Source organism: Sphaerisporangium krabiense (assembly GCF_014200435.1).
Classification (GTDB): Bacteria; Actinomycetota; Actinomycetes; order Streptosporangiales; family Streptosporangiaceae; genus Sphaerisporangium; species Sphaerisporangium krabiense.
In genome coordinates, this window is sequence record NZ_JACHBR010000001.1 from 4,589,539 (window position 1) to 4,616,162 (window position 26,624).

At 72.5% G+C, this 26,624-nt stretch carries 24 protein-coding genes; 19 read left to right on the forward strand and 5 right to left on the reverse strand.

Annotated features, from left to right (window positions below; all coding sequences use genetic code 11):
• Positions 1-40: 40 nt before the first annotated feature.
• Positions 41-1,603, forward strand: a complete 1,563-nt coding sequence (locus BJ981_RS20300) for an ABC transporter substrate-binding protein (protein WP_184612875.1) — start codon at positions 41-43, stop codon at positions 1,601-1,603.
• An 18-nt stretch (positions 1,604-1,621) separates the two neighbouring features.
• Here the strand turns inward: BJ981_RS20300 and BJ981_RS20305 are convergent, their stop codons facing one another.
• The 3 genes from BJ981_RS20305 to BJ981_RS20315 form a co-directional block, all read right to left on the reverse strand.
• Positions 1,622-2,047: a hypothetical protein gene (locus BJ981_RS20305; protein WP_204070680.1), complete on the reverse strand. Its 426-nt coding sequence runs from the start codon at positions 2,045-2,047 to the stop codon at positions 1,622-1,624.
• Between the two features lie 80 nt (positions 2,048-2,127).
• On the reverse strand, positions 2,128-2,574 hold the full coding sequence (locus tag BJ981_RS20310) for a Fur family transcriptional regulator (protein ID WP_184612876.1): 447 nt from the start codon (positions 2,572-2,574) through the stop codon (positions 2,128-2,130).
• Between the two features lie 187 nt (positions 2,575-2,761).
• Complete coding sequence (locus tag BJ981_RS20315; RefSeq protein ID WP_221314738.1) at positions 2,762-3,829, reverse strand: NAD(P)/FAD-dependent oxidoreductase; 1,068 nt, start codon at positions 3,827-3,829, stop codon at positions 2,762-2,764.
• 622 nt (positions 3,830-4,451) lie between these two features.
• Here BJ981_RS20315 and BJ981_RS20320 point away from each other — a divergent pair.
• Positions 4,452-4,937 (forward strand): hypothetical protein, encoded by a 486-nt coding sequence (locus BJ981_RS20320; protein ID WP_184612877.1) that lies wholly within the window; start codon positions 4,452-4,454, stop codon positions 4,935-4,937.
• 12 nt (positions 4,938-4,949) lie between these two features.
• Here BJ981_RS20320 and BJ981_RS20325 read toward each other — a convergent pair whose 3' ends face one another.
• A complete protein-coding gene (locus BJ981_RS20325) occupies positions 4,950-5,615 on the reverse strand; it encodes a DUF6461 domain-containing protein (protein ID WP_184612878.1) in 666 nt (221 codons plus the stop codon).
• Positions 5,616-5,878: 263 nt separating this feature from the next.
• Between BJ981_RS20325 and lysS the strand changes: the two genes are divergently transcribed.
• The 12 genes from lysS to BJ981_RS20385 all read left to right on the forward strand — a co-directional run bounded on the left by lysS (position 5,879) and on the right by BJ981_RS20385 (position 21,182).
• On the forward strand, positions 5,879-7,582 hold the full coding sequence (lysS, locus tag BJ981_RS20330; protein WP_184616271.1) for a lysine--tRNA ligase: 1,704 nt from the start codon (positions 5,879-5,881) through the stop codon (positions 7,580-7,582).
• Positions 7,583-10,167: 2,585 nt separating this feature from the next.
• The gene (locus BJ981_RS20335) at positions 10,168-10,974 is read left to right on the forward strand and encodes an SAM-dependent methyltransferase (protein WP_275422347.1); all 807 of its coding nucleotides are present in this window, start codon (positions 10,168-10,170) and stop codon (positions 10,972-10,974) included.
• A 449-nt stretch (positions 10,975-11,423) separates the two neighbouring features.
• Positions 11,424-13,199: an ABC transporter substrate-binding protein gene (locus BJ981_RS20340; protein ID WP_184612880.1), complete on the forward strand. Its 1,776-nt coding sequence runs from the start codon at positions 11,424-11,426 to the stop codon at positions 13,197-13,199.
• Between the two features lie 3 nt (positions 13,200-13,202).
• Positions 13,203-14,282: an ABC transporter permease gene (locus BJ981_RS20345; RefSeq protein WP_184612881.1), complete on the forward strand. Its 1,080-nt coding sequence runs from the start codon at positions 13,203-13,205 to the stop codon at positions 14,280-14,282.
• Positions 14,279-15,196, forward strand: coding sequence for an ABC transporter permease (locus BJ981_RS20350; protein ID WP_184612882.1), 918 nt, complete (start codon positions 14,279-14,281; stop codon positions 15,194-15,196). Before BJ981_RS20345 ends, BJ981_RS20350 begins: the two co-directional genes overlap by 4 nt.
• An 11-nt stretch (positions 15,197-15,207) precedes the next feature.
• Positions 15,208-16,287, forward strand: coding sequence for an ABC transporter ATP-binding protein (locus BJ981_RS20355; protein ID WP_184616272.1), 1,080 nt, complete (start codon positions 15,208-15,210; stop codon positions 16,285-16,287).
• Complete coding sequence (locus tag BJ981_RS20360; RefSeq protein WP_184612883.1) at positions 16,284-17,303, forward strand: ABC transporter ATP-binding protein; 1,020 nt, start codon at positions 16,284-16,286, stop codon at positions 17,301-17,303. Before BJ981_RS20355 ends, BJ981_RS20360 begins: the two co-directional genes overlap by 4 nt.
• Complete coding sequence (locus tag BJ981_RS20365; RefSeq protein WP_239139750.1) at positions 17,300-18,199, forward strand: GNAT family N-acetyltransferase; 900 nt, start codon at positions 17,300-17,302, stop codon at positions 18,197-18,199. The genes BJ981_RS20360 and BJ981_RS20365 overlap by 4 nt, the downstream gene beginning before the upstream one ends.
• Positions 18,200-18,242: 43 nt before the next feature.
• Positions 18,243-19,148: an N-acetylmuramic acid 6-phosphate etherase gene (murQ, locus tag BJ981_RS20370; RefSeq protein WP_184612884.1), complete on the forward strand. Its 906-nt coding sequence runs from the start codon at positions 18,243-18,245 to the stop codon at positions 19,146-19,148.
• 159 nt (positions 19,149-19,307) lie between these two features.
• A complete protein-coding gene (locus tag BJ981_RS20375; RefSeq protein ID WP_239139749.1) occupies positions 19,308-19,655 on the forward strand; it encodes a DUF488 domain-containing protein in 348 nt (115 codons plus the stop codon).
• A 113-nt stretch (positions 19,656-19,768) separates the two neighbouring features.
• Positions 19,769-20,665, forward strand: coding sequence for an SGNH/GDSL hydrolase family protein (locus tag BJ981_RS20380; RefSeq protein ID WP_184612886.1), 897 nt, complete (start codon positions 19,769-19,771; stop codon positions 20,663-20,665).
• Positions 20,666-20,768: 103 nt separating this feature from the next.
• Positions 20,769-21,182, forward strand: a complete 414-nt coding sequence (locus tag BJ981_RS20385; protein ID WP_221314739.1) for a hypothetical protein — start codon at positions 20,769-20,771, stop codon at positions 21,180-21,182.
• 15 nt (positions 21,183-21,197) lie between these two features.
• Here the strand turns inward: BJ981_RS20385 and BJ981_RS20390 are convergent, their stop codons facing one another.
• Positions 21,198-22,379 (reverse strand): zinc-dependent alcohol dehydrogenase, encoded by a 1,182-nt coding sequence (locus BJ981_RS20390; protein ID WP_184612887.1) that lies wholly within the window; start codon positions 22,377-22,379, stop codon positions 21,198-21,200.
• A gap of 198 nt (positions 22,380-22,577) precedes the next feature.
• Here BJ981_RS20390 and BJ981_RS20395 point away from each other — a divergent pair, with 198 nt between their 5' ends.
• The 5 genes from BJ981_RS20395 (at position 22,578) to manA (ending at position 26,590) form a co-directional block, all read left to right on the forward strand.
• Positions 22,578-23,144, forward strand: coding sequence for a hemerythrin domain-containing protein (locus tag BJ981_RS20395; RefSeq protein ID WP_184616275.1), 567 nt, complete (start codon positions 22,578-22,580; stop codon positions 23,142-23,144).
• Positions 23,145-23,207: 63 nt separating this feature from the next.
• Positions 23,208-24,257 (forward strand): NAD-dependent epimerase/dehydratase family protein, encoded by a 1,050-nt coding sequence (locus BJ981_RS20400; RefSeq protein WP_184612888.1) that lies wholly within the window; start codon positions 23,208-23,210, stop codon positions 24,255-24,257.
• Positions 24,258-24,402: 145 nt separating this feature from the next.
• Positions 24,403-24,846 (forward strand): Hsp20/alpha crystallin family protein, encoded by a 444-nt coding sequence (locus BJ981_RS20405; protein ID WP_184612889.1) that lies wholly within the window; start codon positions 24,403-24,405, stop codon positions 24,844-24,846.
• Positions 24,847-24,974: 128 nt separating this feature from the next.
• Positions 24,975-25,295: a MerR family transcriptional regulator gene (locus BJ981_RS20410; protein WP_184612890.1), complete on the forward strand. Its 321-nt coding sequence runs from the start codon at positions 24,975-24,977 to the stop codon at positions 25,293-25,295.
• A gap of 209 nt (positions 25,296-25,504) precedes the next feature.
• Complete coding sequence (gene manA, locus BJ981_RS20415) at positions 25,505-26,590, forward strand: mannose-6-phosphate isomerase, class I (RefSeq protein ID WP_184612891.1); 1,086 nt, start codon at positions 25,505-25,507, stop codon at positions 26,588-26,590.
• Positions 26,591-26,624 lie beyond the last annotated feature (34 nt).

A 26,624-nucleotide genomic window follows, 5' to 3' on the forward strand; every position in this document is an offset into this window, starting at 1 on the left:
GCGGCTCCCCTAGGGTGATCTCCCTGTGGAGGTCGCGACGATGTCCCTGGTCCGAGGCGCCGGCCCCGCCGTCGCCGTGCCGCTGCTCGCCCTCGCCGTCCTGGCGCCGCGGCCCGCCGCCGCGGACATCGGCCGGGCGGCCGGAGCGCCGCGCGCGATCACGATCGCGGCCTGCGCGCCCGGCGCCATGGAGCCGGCCGAAGCGCCGGAGTCGTGCGGCGGCGAGACGGCGGCCGCCATGTTCACCGGCCTCGTCGAGTACGTCCCCGGCACGGCCACGACCCGAGAGGCCGTCGCCTCCGCCATCACGACCAAGGACAACAGGGTCTTCACCGTGCGGCTGAGGAAGGGGTGGCTCTTCCACGACGGCACCGAGGTGAAGGCCGCCAACTTCGTCCGGGCGTGGAGCCACGCCGCCGGGGTGAGCCCCGACGGCTCCTACTATTTCCGGGACATCGCCGGCTTCGGCGGTCCGTCGCGCGGGGGAGTGCTCTCCGGGCTGAAGGTACTCGACGACCGCACGTTCACGATCACGCTGACCAGGCCGTCCGGCGGGTTCGTCGCCCTGCTCGCGCGGCCGGCGTTCGCGCCGCTGCCCGACTCCTTCTTCGCCGACCCCGCGCGGTACCACAAGACGCCCGTCGGCGACGGGCCGTACCGGTTCGTGTCCCGGTCCGGCGGTGATGTCACCCTCCAGCGGTTCGACGCCTACGGCGGCCCGGCCCTTCCCCGGCCCGAGCGCGTCGTCTTCCGCGCCTTCCCCGACTGGGACCAGGCGTTCCTGGCGCTGCGGCGCGGCGAGATCGACTACACGCCGAGCCTGCCGCACGCCCGCTGGGATCATGTGGTGAACACCCCGTTCCCCGGCGTCCACGTGCTGAACTTCCCCCTGGGACGGCCGGAGGTCGCGGGCAACGCCCCCTTCCGCAGGGCCCTGTCGATGGCGATCCCGCGGCGGCGGATCGTGCGGGAGTTCGGGGCCGAGCGGGCGCCGGCCGACGGGTTCGTCCCACCTCCGGCGACGGGCGCACGCCCCGGGACGTGCGGCCCCGCCTGCGCGTACGACCCGGCGGGGGCGCGCGCGGCGCTCGCCGAGGCCCGCGCGGCGGGGTTCACCCCGCCGCGGACCTTCACGATCTACTACAACTCCGACGCGCTCCAGCGGAAGTGGGCCGCCGGCGCCGCGGCCGCCGCCACCAGGGCGTTCCGGGGGCGGCTCACGGTCGTCGCCAGGTCCGGGCCCCCCTTCGACGCGATGGTGCGCCGGGCCGACGCGGGCGGCCTCGCGGGCGCCTTCCGGTGGGCGTGGCTGCTGGACGCCCCGCACGCGTCCGACGTCCTCGCGACGTACCGCTCGGGGTCGCCCGACAACCACACCGGCTACGCGGACCGGCGGTTCGACGCGCTGCTCGACGCCGCGGACCGCACCCCCGCGCCCGGCGCCGCCGCCAGGCTCTACCACCGGGCGGAGAAGCTGCTGGTCCGCGACATGCCCGCCATCCCGTTGTTCTTCTACCGCAACGCCGCGGGGTACTCGCAGCGGCTCTCGGGCGTTCGCACCACGCCGTTCGGCGGCCTCGACCTGTACTCCGTCCGGGTGTGACGGAGCGGCCCCGCAGGCTCAGCCGCGCACGCGGGCGAGCCCGTCGGCGATGCCCTGGCGCAGCATGTCGCCGTACGGGCCCGCCGGCAGGGCGGGAGCGTGGTCCTCGGCGAGGAGGAAGTAGCGCTCGGCCTCCGCCGGATCGCCGAGCAGCTCGTGCGAGGCGCCCATGTTGAGGTACAGCGAGGGGTAGAAGTCGGCGACGCGGTCGTCACCGGCCTCCTTGGCGTGATGCAGGGCCACGGCGTTCCACAGCAGGACCTCTTCGGGGCTGTCCTGCTGGCGGGCGACGTAATGCGCGGCCACGCAGGCGTCGAAGTCGTCGGAGCGCTCGGCCCACGCCTGGTCGAACAGCCGCCTGGCGTCCTCGGGCCTGCCCTCGGCCTCGGCGCGCATTCCCTCGGTGCACAACCGGACCACCACATTGGCGGGATCCATCTCCACGGCCACCTCCCTTGTCCAGGTGCCCGGCAGCCTAGACGCGGGGTACGACAATCCCGCGCCGCCTCCCGGCACGCGGGGGGTCAGCGGCCCGGCGCGCAGTCGGGGCAGACGCCGAAGATCTCGACGGTGTGGTCGACGTCGACGAAGCCGGCCTCGGCGGCCACCCGGTCGGCCCAGCGCTCGACGGCCTTGCCCTCGACCTCGACGCTGCGCCCGCACGAACGGCAGGTCACGTGGTGGTGGTGACCGCCGGTGGCGCAGCGGCGGTACAGGGTCTCGCCGCTCTCGTCGCGGATGGCGTCCACCATCTCGTTCTCGCTGAGCACCTGGAGGTGCCGGTAGACGGTGGTCAGCCCGACCTGCTCGCCCTGGCGGCGCAGCTCGGCGTGGATCTCCTGCGCGCTGTGGAACCCGGTCAGCTTGCCCAGCACCGACACCAGCGCCTCGGCCTGCCGCGTGCCCCGCACCCGGGTGCCCCGGTTCGGCCGTTCGACCTCGGGAGCGGGCTGGGCCGATTGTGACGTCATGCTGAGCCCTCCCACACGTCGTGACGCTGACCTGTCGCGGACACCGCCGCGCCTACGCACATTACCAACGCGCGCGAACCGCCCCTCGTTCCCTCCGCGAGAGTCGGTGGCCGTCGTCGCGGGCGTGGGCGGCGGGCTCGCCGGGCGGGCGGCATCCCCCCGCCTGCCCGGTCGTGACCTGCGGAAACTAGCCGGGTGGCACGGGCAGTCCCGCGCGGAACAGGCCCTGCTCCAGCCGCACGGCGGCGCGCACGCCGTCCGCCGCGGCCTGGCTCACCAGCGTGAGGCCGTCCTGCAGCGCCGCCTGCCTCGCCATGTCGCCGGCGGCGAACACGCCCGGCACGGACGTCTGCTGGAACTCGTCCACCAGCACGAACCCGTCGTCGAGCAGCCGCGCGCCGAGCTGGGTGGCGAACGGGGCCTGCTGGCGGGTCGGCGCCCGGTGGAAGATGGCCTGCCGGGGCAGGACGGTGCCGTCCGCGAAGTGCACGTTCAGCGCGCCCGCCTGGCCGGTCACCTCGGCCAGCGGCGTGTCGATCAGTTTCACGCCCAGGGCCTCGAGGTTGGCGAGGATGGGGGACGGCAGGGAATGCGGACCGTCGGTGGCCACGACGACGTCGTCGGAGTAGCGGTCGGCCAGGTAGGCGGCGAGCACGACCTGCGTCGGCTCGCGCCCGAGGACCGCGAGGCTCTGACCGGACGCCTCCCACCCGTGGCAGAACGGGCAGTGGAAGATGCCGCGCCCGAAACGCTCGGGCACGCCGGGAACGTCCCAGGGCTCGTCGAGAAGCCCCGTGGCGAGGATCAGCCGGCGGGCGCGGAACATCGGGCCGCCGGTCACCGTGACCGTGAAGTCGTCGATCTCGCCGCCCACCGACTCGGCGTGCGCCGAGCGCACCTCGACCGAGGGGTAGGCGGCGAGCTCCTCCCTGCCGAGGGCGACCAGGCCGATGGGGGTGAAGCCGTCGCGGCTGAGGTACATGTGCATGCCGCTGGCGCGGGCGTTGCGGACGCGCCCGCCGTCCAGGACCAGGATTCTTCGGCGCTGGCGGCCGAGGACCTGCGCGGCGCTGAGGCCGGCGGCGCCGCCGCCGATCACGATCACGTCGTAGATGGACGGGCTCGCCGGCTCGCCGCGCGCGCCCCTCGCCGTGGACCACAGCAGGCCCGGGGGTGCGGGATGGTCGCGGGTGCCGTTCGTCTCTGGCAGGTAGTGCTCGTACGGCGCCGGCCAGTTGAGGCGTGCCGTGCTCATGGGACCTGCGGTGCCGGAGGTGTCAACGTCATCGATTCCGTCTCCAGGGTTCGTCGCCGAAGGGCGGCCGGGCTGAGGTCGTCGCCGTCCCCGGGGCGCGGGCGGGCCGCGAGGGGGTGATCCGAGTGGCGGGCTCGGGAATCTCGGTTGCGATGTCAGGGCTGAGCAGGACATTACTCGGGAATGGTTCCCGTTTCCAGTAACGTTCGGGTGCAATGTCGCGCTATGGGGTGGGAGGGGGAGCGCATGGCGGCCAGCCCGTACGGAGAGAAGCGTCCGAAATACCAATTCGGACATAGGTCACCTGACCAGAACATTATTTCATGTGACTGGATAGACCACCTGTATCAATGACATACGTGATGCGATCGGAATATCTCCCTGGGCATGACTTCCTCCCCTCACGGATTCGCGTTGGCCCGGCCTGATTCCGGCGGACGATCGGCCTGGCGCCGCCTGGACGGGCCGGCCGCGTCGTGCTCCGGGGACAGGACGCCTCACCTCCCACAACGGGTGGGCCGCCGAGCCGGTTCGGTCCTGTCGTCGCGGGCGAAGGGAAACGTCGGCGGGCCGTGGCATGCTGGCGTGCACCGTCCCCCGCCTGCTTACGGAGTGCGAGCCCATGAGCCTGACCTGGCGTCACCTGCCCAAGCCCGCGCGGGCCATCGCCGAGGCCACGGTCGCCGCGGTCGAGGCCGCCCGGGCCCGCGACGCCGAGGCGTACCCGCGTGAGGTCGCGCGGCTGGCCGCCCTGCCGTCCGAGCAGGCCGGGCTCGTGCTGGGCGGCGTCGTGCGCGCCCTGCTGGAGGAGCAGTATCCCGACGGGCTGACGGCGGACGACGTGCGGGCGCTGGCCGTGCGCTGCCTGCGCGCGGCGGCCGGCTGGTTCCCGGCCGTCGAGCCCGACGTCGTGGTCATGCTCGTGGCCGGCGCCCTCGGCCTTCACCCGTCCGCCGAGGAGGGCCTCCCCCTGAAGGCGGCCGACGTCGCGGGCCACGCGCCGCTGCTCGTCGCCGACCTGCTCACCACCTCGGCCGCCCCCCTGAACGCCCACCTGACGACGGCCTTCTCCACCCTCGCCGTCATCGAACTCTCCGACACGCCCTAGACGGGCGGGGCGTCAGTACAGGTGCGCGGCCGAGCCGGTCAGGGCCGGGCGCGCGAGGTGGCGCCAGGTCAGCCGTACGCCGGTGACGCGCTCGGCGAGCGCGATGGCGGAAAGGACGGCCAGGTCCGCGGGCGGCACGTCCGCCAGGTCACCGGCGGGTGCGGCGGCCTCGCCGTCGGGCGACGGCAGCAGGCCGGGGGAGGCGCCCCACGGCGCGGTGGGCAGGCCGGGCTCGTAACCGGCGACGACCTGCCCGTCCGCCGCGAAGACGAACTGCCGGCCGTCGCGGGCGTCCAGGTGGACGGCGGCCGTCACCGTGCCCGCCGAGAGACGCCGCGTCACCTCCGCCAGCGTGCCCGCACGGCCCCCGTCCTCCAGCAGGACCGTGCCTCCCACGGCGGCGTAGGCGGCGATCGGACGGCCGTCCGCCGCGACGTCAGGGGCGGTGGGGTAGCCGGACGCCGCCACGGCGGGGTGGCTCACGATGCCGGGCGCGCTGTGAGGGTCGGGTGCCGTCCCCTCCGGGGGGTTCCACGGCGTGCCCGGCACGCCGATGCGGGCGAACGCCTCTTCCGGCGACAGCCCGCGTACGAACGTCAGGCAGAAACCGGACACCCATAAGCTGTCGCCGTACTTCTCCTCGAACCAGGCGTAGTCGGCTGCCGTCGCGTCGGCCATCGGGCGGTCCCTTCGACATCTGGGCGCTACGCATGATCGTGCCACCCGCCTCCGACAGAAATCCGCCGCTCGCCGGTTCCGGGCGGTCTCGCAAACCCCGCCGCCGTAAGGGATCCGCGCGCGGAGCGGCGTTCAGGCCGGGCGCCGGCCGTTCGGCGGTCACGTGGTTTTCCACAGGGGGACGCGGCGGTGCACGGTCCACTGCCGAGGTCCGGAAGAATGGAGGCGTCAGGCATTCGAGGAAGGATGTTCCCATCGTGGCTATGAGCCCTGAGGCCGACTGGGTCTCACGATTCGCGGACGAGGTCATCGCCGAGGCGGAGCGTCGCGCCCCCGGCAAACCGATCGTCTGCGCGTCGGGACTCAGCCCGTCCGGCCCGGTCCACCTGGGCAACCTTCGCGAGGTCATGACGCCCCACCTGGTCGCCGACGAGATCCGCCGCCGGGGCCACGAGGTCGTGCACATCATCTCCTGGGATGATTTCGACAGGTTCCGCAAGGTCCCCGCCGGCATCGACTCCTCGTGGTCGGAGCACATCGGCAAGCCGCTGACCACCGTGCCCGCCCCGCCCGGCAGCACGTACGCCAACTGGGCCGAGCACTTCAAGGCGCCGATGATCGCCGCGCTCGAGGAGCTCGGCGTCGAGTACCACGGCATCAGCCAGACCGCGCAGTACACCTCCGGCGTGTACCGCGAGCAGATCCTGCTGGCCATGCGCGAGCGCGAGCGCATCGACGCGATCCTCGACCGCTACCGCACCAAGGGCAAGCCCGCCAAGAAGCCCCAGACACAGGGGCTGGACGAGGCCGAGGCCGCCGCGGCCGAGGGGTCGGGCGCGGCCTCCGAGGACGACGGTTCGGCCGCCGCGGGCTACTTCCCCTACAAGCCGTACTGCTCGGTGTGCGACCGGGACATGACCACGGTCACCGCCTACGACGACGCGTCCACCGAGCTGTCCTACACCTGTGTGTGCGGCCACTCCGAGACCGTCCGGCTGTCGGAGTTCAACCGCGGCAAGCTGGTGTGGAAGGTCGACTGGCCGATGCGCTGGGCGTACGAGGGCGTGGTGTTCGAGCCCTCCGGCGTCGACCACAGCTCCCCGGGGTCGTCGTTCGTCGTCGGCGGCCAGATCGTGAAGGAGATCTTCGGCGCCGAGCAGCCCATCGGGCCGATGTACGCCTTCGTCGGCATCAGCGGCATGGCCAAGATGAGCAGCTCCAAGGGCGCGGTGCCCACTCCCGCCGACGCCCTGGCCATCATGGAGGCGCCGCTGCTGCGCTGGCTGTACGCGCGCCGCCGGCCGAACCAGTCCTTCAAGATCGCCTTCGACCAGGAGATCCAGCGCACCTACGACGAGTGGGACACGCTGGGGCGCAAGGTCGCCGAGGGGATCGCGCTGCCGGCCGACGTCGCCGCGCACACCCGCGCGGCCACCACCGCCGCCGGTCCGCTGCCCGTCACGCCGCGGCCGGTGCCGTACCGCACGCTGGCCTCGATCGTCGACATCACCACCGGCCACGCCGAGCAGACCCTGCGCATCCTGCGCGACCTGGACGCCGAGCGGCCCATCACCTCCCTGGACGAGGTCCGCCCCCGGCTGGACCGCGCCGAGCGGTGGATCACCACGCAGGTCCCGGCCGAGCAGCGCACCCGCGTCCGCGACGAGCCCGACGTCGCGCTCCTCACGTCCCTGGGGGAGCGCGAGCGCGAGTCGCTGCGCCTCCTGCTCGACGGCCTCGACGACCACTGGTCCCTGGACGGGCTGACGGCGCTGGTGTACGGCGTCCCCAAGGTGCAGGCCGGCCTCACCCCCGACGCCAAGCCGACCCCCGAACTCAAGGTCGCCCAACGCGAGTTCTTCGCCCTCCTCTACACCCTCCTCGTCAGCCGCGACACCGGCCCCCGCCTCCCCACCCTCCTCCTAGCCGTAGGCCCCGACCGCGCCCGCAAACTCCTCCACCCCTGAGCCCACCCCAACCACCGACCATCCCCGGAAATCCGGCCCTGGGCCGCCTCGTCTGGCAGGCGGCTCAGTTCGGTGCGGGAGCCAGGGTGAAGCCGTCGTACGGGTATGTCTGAGCTGTTCCACCCGATGGATGCTCCAGGCTCTGCGCGGACATCCAGGGGCGAATCCCCTGTGCCCAGCACGTCCGAGCCACTCCTGGGCGCTCCATCCGGTTGAGGGTCCCTCCTGAGATCTCTCATTGACCTGGGCGACGAACGCGCCCCCCGCTCGCCGCTCGCGTCTCCCGTCCGTCTCTCTCAGACGTGTTGAGCCCCCCCCATGCCCCACCGTCGTGGCCGAGCCCCGCGATCCCACCCATGACCTGCGCCAAGGGCACACGCAAGCCTCAATGGCGGACGCAGCCGCAGTCACGCCCATGGACTGTCCAGCTGTTTCTGCCAGAAATCTCAGCCCGTCTCGCCAGAAGAGCAGGCCCGGTGGTTGAGGTGTGTTGAGCCCACCCGTGGCCCGCCGTTGTGGCCGAGCGCCGCGATCCCACCCATGACCTGCGCCAAGGGCACACGCAAGCCTCAATGGCGGACGCAGCCGCAGTCACGCCCATGGACTGTCCAGCTGTTTCTGCCAGAAATCTCAGCCCGTCTCGCCAGAAGAGCAGGCCCGGTGGTTGAGGTGTGTTGAGCCCACCCGTGGCCCGCCGTTGTGGCCGAGCGCCGCGATCCCACCCATGACCTGCGCCAAGGGCACACGCAAGCCTCAATGGCGGACGCAGCCGCAGTCACGCCCATGGACTGTCCAGCTGTTTCTGCCAGAAATCTCAGCCCGTCTCGCTAGAAGAGCAGGCCCGGTGGTTGAGGTGTGTTGAGCCCACCCGTGGCCCGCCGTTGTGGCCGAGCGCCGCGATCCCACCCATGACCTGCGCCAACAGCGACGCAAGCTTCAAGGGCGGACGTGACCGGATTTGCGCCCCCTGGACGAGCCAGGTGTTCATGTGGGAGATCTCAGTCTGTCCCGCCGGTAGGAAAGGTCTGGTGGTTGAGGTGTGTTGAGCCCACCCGTGGCCCGCCGTCGTGGCCGAGCACCGCGATCCCACCCATGACCTGCGCCAACAGCGCACCCGAGCCTCAAGGGCGGACGCGACCGTATTCACGCCCCTGGACGAGCCAGGTGTTCGTGCGGGGGATCTCAGTCTGTCCCGCCGGTAGGAAAGGTCTGGTGGTTGAGGTGTGTTGAGCCCACCCGTGGCCCGCCGTCGTGGCCGAGCACCGCGATCCCACCCATGACCTGCGCCAACAGCGACGCAAGCTTCAAGGGCGGACGTGACCGGATTTGCGCAAGGTCTGGTGGTTGAGGTGTGTTGAGCCCGCCTGTTACCCGCCGTCGTGGCCGAGCGCCGCGATCCCACCCACATCTGCCGAGACGGAACGTCCCGTAACAAGTCGCAAGCGATGAACGCGGACGCACTCGCACCTGCGGTTCACTCAGAGACGCGGCAGGGACTCTCGAGGTTCATCCCATCAAACGCTTTATCGGACAGAGCGGCTCAGACGTGTCCGCTCAGGTAGCTCAACCTCATGATCTCCGCGCCGACCCCGGGCCACTGTCTTGCATCGCTGTGGCAGTAAGTGGGTGGGCTTGCCGTGCTCGGCAGGAGGCGAGTCATGGGTGGGGGCAACGCATCTCAGCGGTGGCCGGATCGGTGTGGGGATCGTGAGGTGATCTACCGTGCGGGCACGTCGGGGTCGCTTTGTCGTAGAACGTTTCTGGTGCGGTGTCTGACTGATCCGCAAGTGTGAGTGCGTCCATGTTCGTCGCTTGTGGGCTGTTCTCGAGCGTTCGCTCTGGGGCGCAGGTGATGGGTGGGATCGCGGTGCTCAACCATGAGGGCGGGCCACAGGTGGGCTCAACACACCTCAACCACCGGATCTGGTCTTCCAGCGGGACAGGCTGTGATCTTCAGCGGAAACACCTGGACAGTCCATGGGCCCAAATCCGGGTCGCGTCCGCCCGTGAGGCTCGGGTGCGCTGTTGGCGCAGTTATTGGGTGGGATCGCGGTGCTCGGCCACGACGGCGGGTCATGGGTGGGGGCGACGCACCTCAGCCATTGGACCTTCTGCGTCCGCTGTTGGCGCAGGTTAGGGGTGGGATCGCGGCGCTTGGCCACGATGGCGGGTCACGGGTGGGCTCATCACACCTCAACCACCAGACCCTTCCTACCGGTGGGACAGGCTGAGATCTCCCGCGTGAACACCTGGCTCGTCCAGGGGCGTGAATACGGTCGCGTCCGTCCTTGAGGCTTTACCGGAGGGTGGGGCTCGAGCGCCTGATAGGTCAGATCGCGGACGTGCAGCGCCTGGCATGGTCGCTGTTCGGAGTGGTCGTCGCGTTCGCTGCTTGAGGTTTGCGCCCGCTGTTGGCGCGGGTGATGGGTGGGATCGCGGGGTTTGGTCGGGGTTGTGGAGCATGACAGGGGGGTTGGCAGTTTGTCAGGTGATGTCTGGTGCGTCGGGTATGGGGGTTGCTTGGGGGGAGTGGTGGATTAAGATCTCTAAGGGTGTCTGAGTGCGAATCGGTGGGTGAGGGTGGCGTGGGCGAGGTCAGGGCGCCGGCGGGAGTCGATCCGTACACACCGAGTGTCGCGCGGATGTACGACTACTATCTCGGCGGCAAGGACAACTTCGCGTCCGATCGCGAGGCGGCCGAGAAGATCATTGAGATCCTGCCCAACCTGCGTGACATCGCCCGGGAGAACCGCGAGTTCCTGATCCGCGCGGTCACCTACCTCAGCCGTCAGGGCATCCGGCAGTTCCTGGACATCGGCGCGGGGCTGCCGACGCAGCGGAACGTGCACCAGGTCGCCCAGGAGCTCGTCCCCGAGTCCCGCGTCGTCTACGTCGACAACGACCCGATCGTCATGTCCCACGCCCGGGCGCTGCTCGCCGAGAACGACCGGGTGATCGCCGTGGACGCCGACATGCGCGACCCCGAGGCCCTGCTGGCCCGCCCGGAGATCCGGGCTCACCTCGACTTCACCAGGCCCGTGGCGATCCTGCTGCTCGGCGTGCTGCACTTCGTCCCGGACGACGAGGAGGCCGCGCGGATCGTCGCGACCCTGAAGACCGCGCTCGGGCCGGGCGGCCATCTGGTGATCTCGCACGGCTCGATCGGCGAGCTGAGCGACGAGCAGCAGTCGGCGGGCGAGCGGGTGTTCAGCCGCACGGCGGTGCCGGGGACCAGATCCCGCTCGCCGGAACAGGTGCGCGCGTTCTTCGACGGCCTGGAGCCGGTGGAGCCCGGCGTCGTCCCGCTGCAGGACTGGCGCCCCGACACCGATGTCCCTCTGGCCAGGCCCGGCGAGGCGGGCGCCGTGGGCGGCGTCGCCCGCATGGCCTGACCCTCGGCAACCCCCCGTCGCCCGCATGGCCTGATCCATGGCGGATCCACCCCATCCACCCCATCCACCCCATCCGGCGTCTCCACTCCCGCGCGACCGGGTTCGTCGATCTTTCCGAGGGTCCGCGCGTCGCCATTTCTCCCGGGCCACCTCTTCGTGTGTAGATCTTCCGCGCGCCGATCTCTCGGGGTGAACCTCCCGCGCGCCGTGCGCCGATCCTCCGCGCGCCGTCCCCTCCCGCGTCCGCTTCCCCCGGCCCTTTCGGACGGGAGCGCGTCGTCGTCGATCCGGGCGGCGGTCCGGAGGGCGCGAAGGGGGATTCGGGGGAGTCTTCCCAGGTAGAAGGGGGGTTAAAAGTTAGCTTCATGCTAGGCTGTCGAAGCGAAAAAATTTGCCCACCCTGTCCCGGCGCCCGTATGGTCCTGGCAATCGGGGACCTGGAGCACTTCATGAAGCGACTCACAGCGATCGCCGCCCTCGCGGTGGTCGCCACAGCCACCGCCTGCGGCACCACGGGGACCACCTCGTCGGGAGGCATCTACACGACGATCGACGGCGCGAAGCAGATCGACGCGAGCGCGCCGATCAACCCGTTCAACCCGCAGGGCAGCACGTTCGTCGGCTACGACACGATGTCCCTGGGCTGGCCCAAGAACGACCTCATGAACCCCGACTTGTTCTACCCCGGCCTGGCCGGGAGCTGGTCGGCCACGCCCGACCAGGGCGAGGTCGTGATCCACCTGCGCCCGAACGCGCGCTGGTCGGACGGCAAGCCCGTGACCAGCAAGGACGTGCGCACCTCGATCGGCCTGGCCTATACCCAGGGCGGCAGCGCCTACACGGTGAACGCGGGCGCGGCCGGGGCCGCGGCCGACGTGGTGATCGTGGACGACAAGACCGTCAAGATCACCCAGGGGGCCAACCGCAGCAACGCCTTCCTCAGGAACGTGCTCTCCACGGTGGTCGTGCCCGACCACGTGTACGGCGGGCTGCTGCCCGCGACCTTCTGGCGCACGCTCCAGGACGCCCGGGGCACGGGCCCGGCCGCGGACAAGGCCAAGACCGAGATCACCGGTCTGTCGCAGAAGGTCATCACCTTCTCGCCGCGCCAGGACGTCTCGGCGGGCCCCTTCGTGCTGGAGCGCGTGAACCCCGGCGCCGCGCTGCTGAAGCGCAACCCGTACTTCTACGACGCCGCCAAGATCGTGCCCGACAAGGTGAAGGTGCTCAACTACACGGGCAACGAGCAGATCTGGAACTACCTGGTCTCCGGCAAGCTCGACAGCGCCCCCTTCACCGCCGTCCCCGCCGCCGTCATGGCGCGGATCAAGGCGACCGCGGGCAACGAGATCCGCAAGGGTTACTCCCCGGTGGCGGCGTCGATGGCGTTCAACCAGTCCCGCAAGCCGTACGACAACGCGCACGTGCGCCGCGCGCTGGCCTACCTGATCGACCGCGGCCAGGTGACCAGGGTGGCCTCGCCCGAGGCGGGCACGCCGTCCATCGCCACCACCGGCATCCACGGCAGCGCCGCCAAGGCGTGGCTCGGCCCGGGACTCGCCGGGCTGAACCCGTACAACGTGGACCCGGCCAAGGCGGACCAGGAGCTGAGGGCGGCCGGCATGGTCAAGCGCAAGGGCCAGTGGGGCTTCGCGGACGGCAAGCCGTGGCAGGTGCGCCTGACGGTGCCCGCCGAGTTCTCCGACTGGGTGGCCGCGGCCAAGTCGATCACCAGCCAGCTCAACGACCACGGCATCGACGCGAGCGTGACGACATCCGCCGACTACACGCTCTACCTGGAGGAGCTGGCCTCGGGCAAGCTCGACGTCGGTTTCTGGCTGATGGCGCTCGGCCCGTCGCCGTACAACATCTACCAGCGCCTCTACGGCTCGGCCAACGGCTGGTCCCTGCTCGCGGGCCGGCTGACCCACTCGCCGCCCGGCAAGGACGGCAACTGGATGGGCGGCCCGGAGAAGATCGGCGGGGTGAACCCCGGCGAGCTGACCAACCGCCTGAACCTGGCGACCCCCGAGGAGCAGAAGAAGATCGTCGGCACGCTCGCGAGGCTGACGAACGAGCAGCTCCCCGTCATCCAGCTCTACGACTACGTCAACACCCAGTTCGTCAACACGTCCCGCTACACCGGCTGGCCTCCCCACGACAGCGAGGCGCTGCGCCTTCCCGCGGGCGTGTGGATGCAGCTCGGCATGATCGAGAAGAAGTAGCCCATGAAGCTTTCCGCGACCCGCGACGGCACCCGGGACGACCCGGCGGAGCCGCAGGCCGCCCCGGTGGCGAAGAAGGGCCATCCGGTCAGGCGCCGGCTCGCCGGCCACCTGGTCAGGGGGCTCGTCATGATCTGGGTGGTCACCACGATCAGCTTCGTGATCATCCGCAACATCCCCGGCGACCCCGTCCGGGGACAGTACGAGGCGCTGATCGAGCGGGGCATGTCCCCCGAGCAGGCCGAGCGCGCCACCGCCGTGCTGTACGGCTTCCTGCCCACCGGCACGCTGTGGGAGCAGTACGTCGGCTACATGAAGGCGCTGCTCCACCTGGACCTCGGCCAGTCGCTCAGCACGCCCGGCACCGAGGTGACCACGCTGCTCGGCTCCGCCGCCTCGTGGACGATCCTGCCCGTGCTCGGCGGCACGCTGCTCAGCTTCCTGCTGGGGGTGACCCTCGGCGTCTACGCGGGCATCAAGCGCGCGGGCAAGCTCGGCGACCTGCTGACCATCTCCGGCTCGCTGCTGCACGGCGTGCCGCAGTACGTGCTGGGCCTGCTGATGCTGGCCATCTTCACGACGCTGTGGCCGATCCTGCCCGCGGGCGGCCCGGTCGACGTCGAGTTCCCGCCGGGCCTGAACGGCCCCTACCTGGCCTCGCTGGTCCAGCACGCCACCCTGCCCGTGCTGACGTACGCGCTGGCCAGCTACGGCGGCTGGGTGCTGGCGATGAAGTCCAGCGTGGCCACCGTGCTCGGCGACGACTTCATCCTGGCCGCCGAGCTGCGCGGACTGTCGCGGTGGGTGCTGTTCCGGTACGTCGCCCGCAACGCGATCCTGCCGCTGTTCACGATCCTGGCCCTGTCGCTCGGCATGCTGTTCGGCGGCGCGATCTTCATCGAGCGCATCTTCAACTACCCGGGTCTCGGCCTGCTGCTGGTCGACAGCATCGGCGCCCGCGACTACGCGCTCATGGGCGGCGCCTTCCTGGTGACCACCATCGCGGTCGTCATCGCCAACATCGCGGCCGACCTGCTGTACACCGTGATCGACCCCCGGGTACGGACGGGAGGCGCGGCATGACCGTGACGGCGATACTCCCCGACGGCCAGGGCGGCGGGAGCGCCCGCGCCACGCTGCGCCGCAACTTCTGGCGGGGCGTGGCCCGCGTGCTGCGCCGCAAGCCGAGCCGGATCGCCGGGGTGGTGATCATCGCGCTGTTCGCGCTGATGGCCCTGGTGGGGCCCCTGCTGTACCCGGCCCACCTGCCGCGCGACGACGACGCCCTGTACGCGCCGCCGAGCCTGGCCCACCCGTTCGGCACCGACTTCGAGGGCACCGACGTGCTCGCGCTGGTCGTCACCGGCTCCCGGTACGTCATCCTCACCGGCCTCGCCACGGCGCTGATCACGGTCGCGGTCGGCACGGCGCTCGGCCTGCTCGCCGGGTTCCACCGGGGCCGCTGGGACACGGTGCTGATGCGCGTCACCGACCTGCAGCTCACCATCCCCGGCCTGCCGCTGCTGCTCGTGCTGTCCACGGTGTGGAAGTTCGAGGGCCCGCTGGAGATGGGCCTCGTGCTCGGGCTGCTCGGCTGGGGCGGCATCGCGCGGGCGGTGCGCTCGCAGACGCTCTCCCTGCGCGAGCGCGGCTTCATCGAGGCCGCGCGGGGGCTCGGCCTGTCCACCCCGCACGTCATCGTGCGCGAGCTGCTGCCCGGCATGGCGCCGTACATCGCGATGAACATGCTCATCGCCGTGACCGGCGCCATCTACGCCCAGGTCGGCCTGTTCTTCCTCGGCGTCCTGCCGTTCGACTCCAACAACTGGGGCGTGATGCTCAACCTCGCCGTCTTCGGCGGCGGCGCCCTGACCAGCGCGGCGGCGCTGCCGTACCTGCTGGCGCCGCTGCTGGCCATCCTGCTGCTGACGCTCGGCATCGTGCTCGTCGTCGACGCGATGGACGAGATCTTCAACCCACGGCTGCGTGAGGAGTGACCCGGGTGACCATGAACGCCACGCGGCTGCTGAGGCGCTCCCGCGCCGAGTCGGCCTCCAGCGGTTCCCCGGGCGGCACCGCCGGGGCCCACCGTCCCGACCCCGGCCCCCCGCCGGGCGTGCGGGTGCGCGACCTCACCGTCGTCTACAAGACCCCGCTCGGCGAGCTGCCCGCCGTCGGCGGCGTCTCGCTCACCATCGCCCCCGGCACGATCACCGGCATCGTCGGCGAGTCCGGCTCCGGCAAGTCCACGCTGGCGCTGTCGCTGCTGAACGCCGTCCAGCCGCCCGGCCGCATCGCCGGGGGCAGTGTCGAGGTGGACGGCCTCGGCGACGTGCTCCGGCTGGCCGGCGACGAGCTGCGCCACGCCCGCGGCCGGCGCCTGGGGTACGTCTTCCAGGCCGCGCAGAACTCGCTGAACCCGCTCAAGACGGTCGGCAAGCAGGTGCTCGATCTCGGCCGCTCCCACGGCGTGGACGACCTGCCCGCGCTGGTCAGGGACGCCAGGGGGCTGCTGGAGCGCATGGGCCTGGACGGCGCCCGCGTGCTGGACTCCCACCAGCACGAGCTGTCGGGCGGCATGCGCCAGCGGGTCGGCATCATGCTCGCGCTGGTGCTGAACGCCCGCCTGGCGATCCTGGACGAGCCGACCACGGCGCTGGACATGATCACCCAGGCCACGATCCTGCGCATCGTCCGCGAGGTGCACAAGGAGCGCGGGCTCACCACGCTGATGATCACCCACGACATCGGCGTGGCCGCGGAGGTCACCGACCGGCTCGCCGTGATGTACGGCGGCCGCGTGGTCGAGCACGGCCCCACCATGGACGTCCTCGGCGCCCCCGCCCACCCGTACACCCAGGGCCTGATCAGGGCCATCCCGCGCCTGTCCGGCGACCCCGCGCAGGCGAGGGCCCTGCCGGGGCGCCCGCCGACGCTCGGCACGCTGCCCGCGCGCGGGTGCGTGTTCCGGGAGCGCTGCCCGCTGCGCATGGAGATCTGCGAGACCACCGAGCCGCCGCGGGTGGCCGTGGAGGAGAAGACCGTCGCCTGCCACGCCGTGGCGGCGGGACGGGAGGAGCGCGCGTGATCACCGGCACCGGCATCACCAAGACCTACCGGCAGCGCGGCGACGTCCTCGGCGGACGCGAGGTGCGGGCGCTGCGCGGGGTCGACTTCGCCGTCCCCCGGGGCGGCGCGGTCTCGTTCATCGGCGAGTCCGGCTGCGGCAAGACCACGCTCGGCCGGATCGTCGCCGGGCTGGAGACCTACGACGCCGGCGAGATCGTCATCGACGGCACGCCGATGTCGTCGCTGCGGCACAAGCAGCGGCAGGCGGAGTTCCGGAAGATCCAGCTCATCCACCAGGACCCGTACTCCGCGCTCAACCCGAACCGCACCATCCACCAGACCCTGCAGGCGCCGCTGGCGCTGCGCGCCCGCCGCACCGGCCGCCCGTCCTCCTGGGTGGACGACCGGGCCGAGGAGCTGCTGTCCCTGGTCGGCATCGACCCGGGGTACGTGCTCGGCCGCTACCCGCACCAGCTCTCCGGCGGCATGCGCCAGCGCGTGGTCATCGCCCGCGCGCTGACCGTGGACCCGGAGATGCTCGTCGCCGACGAGTCGGTCTCCATGATCGACGTCTCGATGCGGCTGAGCGTGCTCGCCCTGCTCAAGGACCTGCGCGAGCGGCTCGGGGTGAGCGTGCTGTTCATCACCCACGACATCGCCACCGCGCGCTACATCGGCGACTCCGGCGAGCTGTACGTGCTGTACCGGGGGCAGGTCGTCGAGCGCGGGCTCACCGAGTCGGTGATCTCCGGGCCCGTGCACCCCTACACGCAGTCGCTGCTGTCGGCGATCCCCGTCCTGCACGGCCTCGAACGGCCGGGGCATGACCGGGTGGTGCCGACCGAGGCGCTGGACGAGCGCCGTCCCGACACCGGCTGCCTGTTCGCCCGCCGCTGCCCGTTCCGCACCGAGGAGTGCACGGCCGAGCCGCCCGCGCTGGTCCGCGTGGCCGGACCGGCGGCGGAGGCGGCGCCGCACGAGCACGCCTGCTACCACCCGGCGCGGCGCAGCGTCATCCCCGAGGAGGCCGCGTGAGGAGCCCGGATCTCATGACCGGCGTCCGGGTCGCCACGCCCACGGAGCTGCCCGCGGTCGGCGAGCTGGCGCGCGAGTCGCTGCACCTGGACGCGGCCGAGGCCTCCGCCCTGGTGGCCCGGCTGTCGGCCCCTCCGGCGGGCCGCGCCTGGACGGCCCTGGTGACGCCCGGCCTCGACGGGGCGGTGTTCGCCTCGACGTCCCCGGTGCGGGGCCATGGGCACATCGACCTGCTCGCCGTGCGCCCGGCCGCGCGGGGCCGGGGCCTCGGCAGGGCGCTGGTCGTGGCCGCCGAGGGCTGGCTGCGGGAGCACGGCGTCCAGGAGGTGAGCCTCGCGGGGAACCCGCCCTGCTACGCCTGGCCCGGCATCGACGTCCGCTACACCCCCGCGGTCCTGCTGGCCGAGAGCCTGGGGTACGAGCGTCGTCACACCGCCTGGAACATGTCCGTCGGCCTGGAGCCGTCCGGGCGGCCCTGGGGGCAGGCGGGGGACGGGGACCTCGCCCGCCTGGCCGCGGCGGACGTGACCCTGCACGCGGCGCCCTCGGGCGACCGCGGCGAGGTGGCCGCGTTCGTGCGGGCGCACTGGAACGACGCCTGGGCGTGGGAGGCCGAGCAGGCCGCCGGCTGCCACTACGCCGTCAGGGACGGCGAGATCCTGGGATTCGCCGCCTGGGGCACCCGGCCGGCGTGGTTCGGCCCGATGGGGACGGCCGAGGCCGCGCGCGGGCTCGGCGTCGGCAGGGTCCTGCTGCGGCGCTGCCTGGACGAGCTGGCCAAGGCGGGGCACGCCTCCGCCCAGATCGCCTGGGTGGGTCCGATCGGCTTCTACGCCAAGGCCGTCGGAGCCCGGGTGGAACGCGCATTCTGGCTCTACGGCCGCTCGCTCGCCTGAGGCCGGCCCGACCCTTTCGCCCACTTCCTTGGAATGAGGACGCATGACCCGACCACTCCTGGCGACCACGGAACAGAGCGACCCGCGGTACCGGCGGATCGACCGCCTGCCGACCGAGGAGATCGCCCGGTTGATGAACGCCGCGGACTCCACCGTGCCCGCCGCGGTCGCCGAGGCCGTCCCCGCGATCGCCGCCGCGATCGAGGACATCGCCGCGCGCATGCGGCAGGGCGGCCGGCTGCTGTACGTCGGCGCGGGCACCAGCGGGCGCCTCGCGGTGCTGGACGCCTCCGAGTGCCCGCCGACGTTCGGCACCGATCCCGAGGTCGTGCGCGGCATCATCGCCGGGGGCGCCGAGGCGCTGGTCCGCTCGGTGGAGGGCGCGGAGGACGACGGCGAGGCGGGCGCCGCGGCCATCCGCGAGGCCGGGGCCGGGCCGCTGGACTCGGTGGTGGGCCTGTCGGCGAGCGGCCGGGCGCCGTTCGTGCTGGCGGCCGTGGCGCAGGCCCGCCGGCTGGGCGCGCTGACCGTGGGGCTGTCCTGCAACCGGGGCGTGCCGCTGTCGGAGGCCGCCGAGCACGCGGTCGAGGTGGTCGTCGGTCCCGAGGTGGTCGCGGGCTCGACCCGGTTGAAGGCGGGCACGGCGCAGAAGCTCGTGCTGAACATGATCTCGACGATCTCGATGATCAAGTGCGGGCGCACGTTCGGCAACTACATGGTCGAGGTGTCGGCGAGCAACTCCAAGCTCGTCGACCGGGCGGCGCGCATCGTGGGGGAGATCGCCGGGACCGACGTGGCCACGGCCCGCGGCGTGCTGGCGGCCGCCGGGCACGAGGTGAAGACCGCCGTCGTCATGATCGCCCGCGACCTGGACGCCGACGCGGCGCGCCTGCTCCTGGCCGCCTACGACGGCCGGTTGGACACGGTCCTGGACGCGCGGGTCCCGTAGCGCCCACGATGTGATCCGCGTCACAGCGCGCTCCTGCGGGCTGGTTCGGGTGAAATGCGGGCTAAATGGGCATATTTCGGGATGTCAGCGGGTGGCGACCCGCGGTGCGCCCGCGGTCGCCCGCAGCGGACGGGGGAGAACATGTCATCACCTGTACGTGTGCGCCGCGTATACGAAGACCCGGCCGCCGAGGACGGAGATCGCGTCCTGGTGGACCGTCTGTGGCCACGGGGCCTGTCCAAGGAGGAGGCCCACGTGGACGAGTGGCTCAAGGACGTGGCCCCCTCGGCGGAGCTGCGGGCCTGGTACGGCCACGACCCGGCCCGGTATCAGGAGTTCAGGAAGCGCTACCTCGCCGAGCTGCGGGACTCGCGGCATCGGGACGCCATGGAGCGGCTGCGGACGATCCTCCACGACAAGGCCCCGGTGACGCTCCTCACCGCGACCAAGGACGTGAAGATCAGCAACGCCGCCGTCCTCGCCGACCTCCTCAACGAGTCGGGCTGACCCGGCTCCGGCCTGGACGGCTCCCGGTGTCCCGCGCGCTCGCGGCACGACGCGCCGCGCGACCGCGTGTGACTCCCGGCGAGACGGCATGCGGGGGAGTAGGTTCTCTCACCATGGCCCCGAGGTCGCCGTTGATCGCACGGCCCGCGTCCGGCCCGGCGCGGCCCGCGCGCCGCGCGGCCGTGACGCTGCTGTCCCTGCTGTCGTTGCCGTCCCTGATGGGCGCGTCGGGCGTGGCGCTGGACGTGCTGACCACCTCCGGCGCGCCGGGCACGGCCGTCGCCCGCGCGGCGGCGCACCGGGCCGGGACGGAGCGCGTGAGCTCCGTCCTCGGCCTCGGCGACTCGGTGCCCGCGGGGTCGGGGTGCGACTGCGACGGCTTCGTCGCCCTGGTCGGGCAGGGCCTGGCCCGGAGCCAGGGCACGCGGGTGCGCGACGCCAACCTCGCCGTCCCGGGCCTGACCAGCGAGGGTCTGCTGGACCTGCTCGACGACGACACCGTGCGGACCGCGGTCGCGGACGCCGACCTGACGATCATCACGATCGGAGCGAACGACTTCGACCCCGCCCTCGCCGAGGAGGAGGCGTGCGGCCCGCGCCTGGCCTGCCACCAGGACGCCCTGGCCCGGCTGCGCACCGGCGTGGACGCCGTCCTGGCCAAGGTGCGCGCGCTGCGCGGCCCCGGCGGGCGCGTCGTCCTCACCGGCTACTGGAACGTCTTCCTGGACGGCGCCGCCGGCCGCGCCCGGGGGCCGGCGTACGTGGCGGGGAGCGACCGGCTCACCGTGGCCGTGAACGGGGCGCTCGCCGCGTCGGCCGCCGCCGCGGGGGCCCTGTACGCCGACCTCTACACGGCCTTCAAGGGGCCGGACGGCGGGCGTGACGTCACCGGGCTGCTCGCCGACGACGGCGACCATCCCGCCGCCTCGGGGCACGCGCTCATCGCCGAGACCGTGCTAGCCGTCCTCGCGGACGCGGACGCGGACGCGGACGCCGCGCCGCAGCGCTGAGCTCGTCACATGCGTTTTTCCGGGCATGTCCGGGTATCGTCAGGTTGACCCCCGGGAGCCCGGCCGCGCGAGCGGCGCGTGTTCGTTGGCCAAGGGGGACAGCATGATGGAGCGCACATTCGCCGTGGCCGCGCTGCTCGTCTTCGCCGCCTCGGCGCCCGTCGTGGTCCCGGGGAGCGCGGCGGCGCACGCGATCGTCACCGGGGGCGGCGGCGGGGGAGGCGGAGGAGCGGGGCCGGCCGCCAGGACGGAGGTGTCCGCCGCCCAGTACAGGATCCTGCTGCGCCAGTGCCGCTACGCCGACACCCGCAGGGCGCGCCGGCAGTGCCGCCAGGCGGTGAAGACCCGGTACCGCGTCGGCGCGTGGAACCCCCGCCTGGACTGCCGGACGTACTCCGGCATCACCGTCTGCGGCCGGCTCAAGCTGAACAAGCGCGAGCGCCGCTGCGTCGCGTACCTGGTCAAGGCCGGGCTCACCCGCCGCCGCGCCGAGGTGGAGTGCTACGCCTTCGTGTGACGACGCCCCCGGACGTCAGGGCGACAGCAGCACCTTGATCGCGCCGTCCCGCTTCTTCTGGAAGATCTCGTAGCCGTGCGGCGCCTGGTCAAGGGGAAGGCGGTGCGTGGCCAGGTCCAGCACGCCGAGCGGGTCGGCCTCGTCGCTCACCAGGGGCAGCAGGTCGTCGATCCACCGCTTGACGTGCGCCTGGCCCATGCGCAGGGTGACGCCCTTGTCGAACATCCGCATCATGGGCAGCGGGTCCGCCATGCCGGCGTACACGCCGACCACCGAGACGGTGCCGCCGCGGCGCACGGCGTCGATGGCCTGGTTCAGCGCGGCCAGCCGGTCCACGCCCGCGTTCCTCATGAGCGGGGCCGCCAGCGCGTCCGGCAGGAGCCCGGTCGTCGCGTGCGCGAGCTTCGCCATGGGGGAGCCGTGCGCCTCCATGCCGACCGCGTCGATCACCGAGTCGGCGCCGCGTCCGCCGGTGAGTTCGCGGACGGCCTCCGCCGGGTCCCGCACGTCGCGGGCGTCGATCACCTCGACGCCGTGGCGGCGGGCCATCTCCAGGCGCGCGCCGACGCCGTCCACCCCGATCACCCGGTGGCCGAGGTGCCGGGCCACGCGGCAGGCCATCTGCCCGATCGGGCCCAGTCCGAAGACGGCGACGGAGCCGGCTCTGGGCACGTCCGCGTACGCGACCGCCTGCCAGGCGGTGGGCAGCACGTCGGACAGGTAGACGAACCGCTCGTCCGGGGGCCCCGCCGGGACCTTGATCGGGCCGAAGTGCGCCTGGGGCACCCGCAGGTACTCCGCCTGGCCGCCGGGCACGTGGCCGTACAGCTTGGTGTAGCCGAACAGGGCCGCCCCGGTGCCGTGCTCGCGCACCTGCGTGGTCTCGCACTGGGCGAACAGCTTCAGCCCGCACATGTGGCAGTCGCCGCAGGCGATGTTGAACGGGACCACCACCCGGTCGCCGGGCGCGATGTGGGTCACCTCGGAGCCGACCTCCTGGACGATGCCCATGGGCTCGTGGCCGAGCACGTCGCCCTGCTGCAGGAACGGCCCCATCACCTCGTACAGGTGCAGGTCCGAGCCGCAGACGCCGGTGGAGGTGATCTTGATGATGGCGTCGGTGGGCTCCTTGATGACCGGGTCGGGGACCTCCTCGACCCGGATGTCGCGCTTGCCGTGCCAGGTAACCGCCTTCATGGCTCCTCTTCCCCGAGTGGACGTATCGGGGACGGCTACCCCCTCAGGAGCGCTGTATAGCCGATCGTCCCGTTCTGGCGGATGTTTCCGCTGAGGTGGGCCGGGTACCGCGTGCGCACCGCACCGGGAACGGGCCCCCGGTCGCGCCGCCGGGCCCGTGGCGAGGTGGGCCGAGCGCGAGAGAGGACGAAGTTCGTGATGGAGCACAGCGGGGACGTCATCACCGTCCTGACCACCGATCACCGACAGGTGGAGGAGATGTTCGCCGAGTTGGAGGCGCTGCGCGGCGCCGGACGGGACGACCGCCGCAAGGAACTGGCCGAGAAGGTGATCATCGCGCTGGTGGGGCACGCGGTCGCCGAGGAGGCGTACCTGTATCCGGCCGCGCGCAGGCACCTTCCCGACGGGGACGCGCTCGCCGACCGGGCGGTGGCCGAGCACGCGGAGGTCGAGCGGCTGATGAAGGACCTGGAGAAGGCCGAGCCCGGCGACCCCGTCTTCGACCACCTGCTCGACCGGCTGGTCGCCGAGGTGCGCCACCACGTCCGCGAGGAGGAGAGCCGGATCTTCCCCGACCTGGTGCGCTACGCCGAGCCCGAGGACCTGATCAGCCTCGGCGGGAAGATCCGGATGATCAAGAAGATCGGTCCGACGCGGCCCCATCCCGCCGCGCCCGGCAGTCCCGCCGCGGGCAAGCTCCTGGCGCCCGGCACGGGCCTGGTGGACCGCGTCCGCGACCTGCTGACCGGCCGGGGAAGGGACTGATCGTCCGCGCCCGGCCGGACACCGGCGCGGTTTAGCCGCAGGCCAAGCGGGGAGCAGCCTGATATGCGGGTAATTGTGGTGGGGGCGACCGGCAACGTCGGAACCAGCGTGATCTCCGCCCTGGAGCGGGACTCGAGCGTCGAGGCGATCGTGGGCGTCGCGCGCCGCCTGCCGGGGTGGCGCCCCGGCAGGACCGAGTGGCGGGCCGCCGACATCGCCACCGACGACCTCACCGACCTCTTCACCGGCGCGGACGCCGTGGTGAACCTCGCCTGGCTGTTCCAGCCCACCCGCGACCCGGCGGTCACCTGGCGGGCCAACGTGCTCGGCGGCATGCGCGTCTTCCGCGCGGTCGCCGAGGCCGGGGTGCCGGCCCTGGTCCACGCCTCCTCGGTCGGCGCCTACTCGCCCGGCCCCAAGGACCGCGCGGTGGACGAGAGCTGGCCCACCCACGGCTGGCCCCGCGCCGCCTACGCCCGCGAGAAGGCGTACCTGGAGCGCGTCCTCGACGTCTTCGAGAACGACCACCCCGGCATCCGCGTGGTCCGCATGCGCCCGGGGTTCATCTTCAAGCGCGAGTCGGCCACCCAGCAGCGCCGCCTGTTCGCCGGGCCCCTGGTGCCGCAGCGGCTCGTGCGGCCCGGCTGGGTGCCGTTCCTGCCGGACGTCCCCGGCCTGCGCATTCAGGCCCTGCACTCCGACGACGCGGGCGAGGCCTACCGGCTCGCCGTCACGCGCCCGGTCTCGGGGCCGTTCAACCTCGCCGCCGACCCCGTGCTGGAGCCCGCCGACCTGGCCGAGCTGCTCAGGACCCGGCTGGTGCCCGTCGCGCCGTGGATGATCCGCGAGCTGACGGCCGCGGCCTGGCACCTGCGCCTGGTCCCGGCCTCGCCGGGCCTGGTCGAGATGGCGCTCAAGATCCCGGTCATGGACACGACGCGCGCCCGTACCGAGCTCGGCTGGACGCCCCGCCACACCGCGCTCCAGGCCGTCCGCGAGGTGGTCGCGGGCATGGAGGGCGGCGCGGGCATGGACACCCCGCCCCTGGAGCCGGAGTCCGGCCTGAAGGGCCGCCTCCACGAACTCGCCACGGGCGTCGGCGGTCGTCCCTAGCCGCGTCTCCCGGCCGCCTCCGGGACCTCGCGATCCCGCGCACGAGAACTTGCGATCTGGGCGCCGGTAACTTATAACTCTAGTAAGAGGTTTTCGGGAAGGCAGGCTTGAGGAAACCTGCCTGTTCTACTGGAGGTGGTCACGGATGCTGCTGACGTCGATCGATCCGTTCATCCAGGAGTTCGACCGGCAGTTCGACAGGTTGGCCCGGCAGGCCCTCGGCACGGGGGACGGCGGGGCGCGGGTCATGGCTCTCGACGGCGTCCGGCGCAAGGACGACGTCCTCCTCAGGTTCGACCTCCCCGGCGTCGACCCCGACTCGATCGAGATCACCGTCGACCGCGGCGTGCTGTCGGTCAGCGCCACGCGGGAAGAGGAGCACGCGCAGGAGGACCGCCCGTTCGTGCGCGAGCGCCCCATGGGCGCCTTCACCCGCCGCGTCTACCTCTCCGAGCACCTCGACAGCGAGAAGATCGACGCCGCCTACTCCAACGGGGTCCTCGCCGTGCGCATCCCCGTGATCGAGAAGGCGCGCCCCCGCAAGGTCGAGATCCACAAGGGGCCGGAGGTCAAGTCGATCAAGGCGTGAGGTCCGCGACTCCGCAGCGGAACGCGAGGGGCGGGCGCCGGCGACGGCGTCCGCCCCGTCGTCTCATGAGAAGTCCTGCGAGAACGTCCGGGGCCGCCCGGCCCCCGCCCGGGAAGGAACGAGCGACGATGGCGAGGCTGCCGTTCGACGACGAGCACGCGCCCCTCTACTCCGTCGGACAGGTCGCCGCCATGCTCAACGTCGAACAGGCGTTCCTGCGGCGGCTGGACGAGTTCGACGTCGTGCGCCCCGCACGATCCGGTGGCGGTCAGCGCCGCTACAGCCGCCACGAGATCGGCGACGTGCAGAACGCCATCTCCCTCGTCGGCGAAGGCATGACGCTGGTGGCCGTGCGCCGCATCTTCGAACTGGAGCAGCAGGTCCGCGAGCTGCGGGCCGAGCTGGCCCGGGAGCGCGCCCGGCGGGGCGGCGAGGACGCGCCGGGCTGAGCGACCCTCGGGCGGCGCGGCCGGTCCGCCGCCGGCACGGGGCCGCGCCGGACTCCCCACCGCCTGAGGCGGCCCCGGGCGGGCGGTCGTGGGAGGCTGTACTCGGAGTCGTTTCCGTCATCTTGCGTCTTCTGAAGTCAGCACATATCCGGTTCGGCTGGTGAGTCCCCGAACCGCCCCCCGCATCATCCCGATCGAGGAGCCCCACGTTGCACCTGCTCACCAACCCCCTGAAGGACTACGCCTGGGGGTCGCGCACGGACATCGCCGAGCTCACCGGACGGCCCGCCCCCTCGCCGGGGCCCGAGGCCGAGATGTGGCTCGGCACGCACCCGGCCGGCCCCTCGACGCTCGACGGGGACGGGCGCTCCCTCGCCGACCTGATCGACGCCGACCCGCTCGCCGGGCTCGGCGCGCGGACGCTGGAGCGCCACGGCGCGCGGCTGCCGTTCCTCCTCAAGCTGATCGCGGTCGCCAGGCCCCTGTCCCTCCAGGTCCACCCGTCCGCCGAGCAGGCCGCGGACGGTCACGCCCGCGGCGTCTACGGCGACCCGTGGGCGAAGCCCGAGCTGGTGTGCGCGCTCACCCCGTTCACCGCGCTGGCCGGGTTCCGCCCGGCCGACCAGGCGGCCATGCTGGTCGAACGGCTCGGCGTGCCGGGGCTCAAGGACGTGGTCGCGCTGCTGGCCGAGGGGTCGCCGCTGAAGGCCCTCGCCGCGCTGCTCGACGGCCGCGACATCGCCGAGCAGGCCGTCTGGGCGGCCTCCGCCGTCCACCACCCCGACTACGCGCTGGTGGTCCGCCTGGCCCGCTGCCACCCCGGGGACCCGGCCTGCCTGGCCCCGCTGATGATCAAGCGGCACGAGCTGGCCCCGGGCCAGGCGCTGTTCCTCGGCGCCGGGGTGCTGCACTGCTACGTCAAGGGCTTCGGCGTGGAGATCATGGGCAGCTCCGACAACGTCGTGCGGGCGGGGCTGACCGCCAAGCCGGTCGACGTGGCCGAGCTGCTGCGCGTGACCGACCCGGACGCGGGCCCGCTGGCGCCGGGCACGGGGCCGGACGGCGCCTTCGACACCCCCGCGCCGGAGTTCCGGCTGCGGCGCCTGGCGGTGGACGGTGAGACGCGGCTGGAGGGCGGCGTGCCGCGCATCCTGCTGGGCGTGGCGGGCGAGACGCGCGCGGACGGCGTGGACCTCGGCGCCGGACGCTCGGTGTTCGTGCCCGCCGCCGGCCCCGCGCCGACCCTGTCCGGCTCCGGCGTGGTCTTCTGCGCCGAGCCCGGCGGCGACGGCTGACAACGGCGGACGGCGCCGCCCCCCCTCGGGGAGG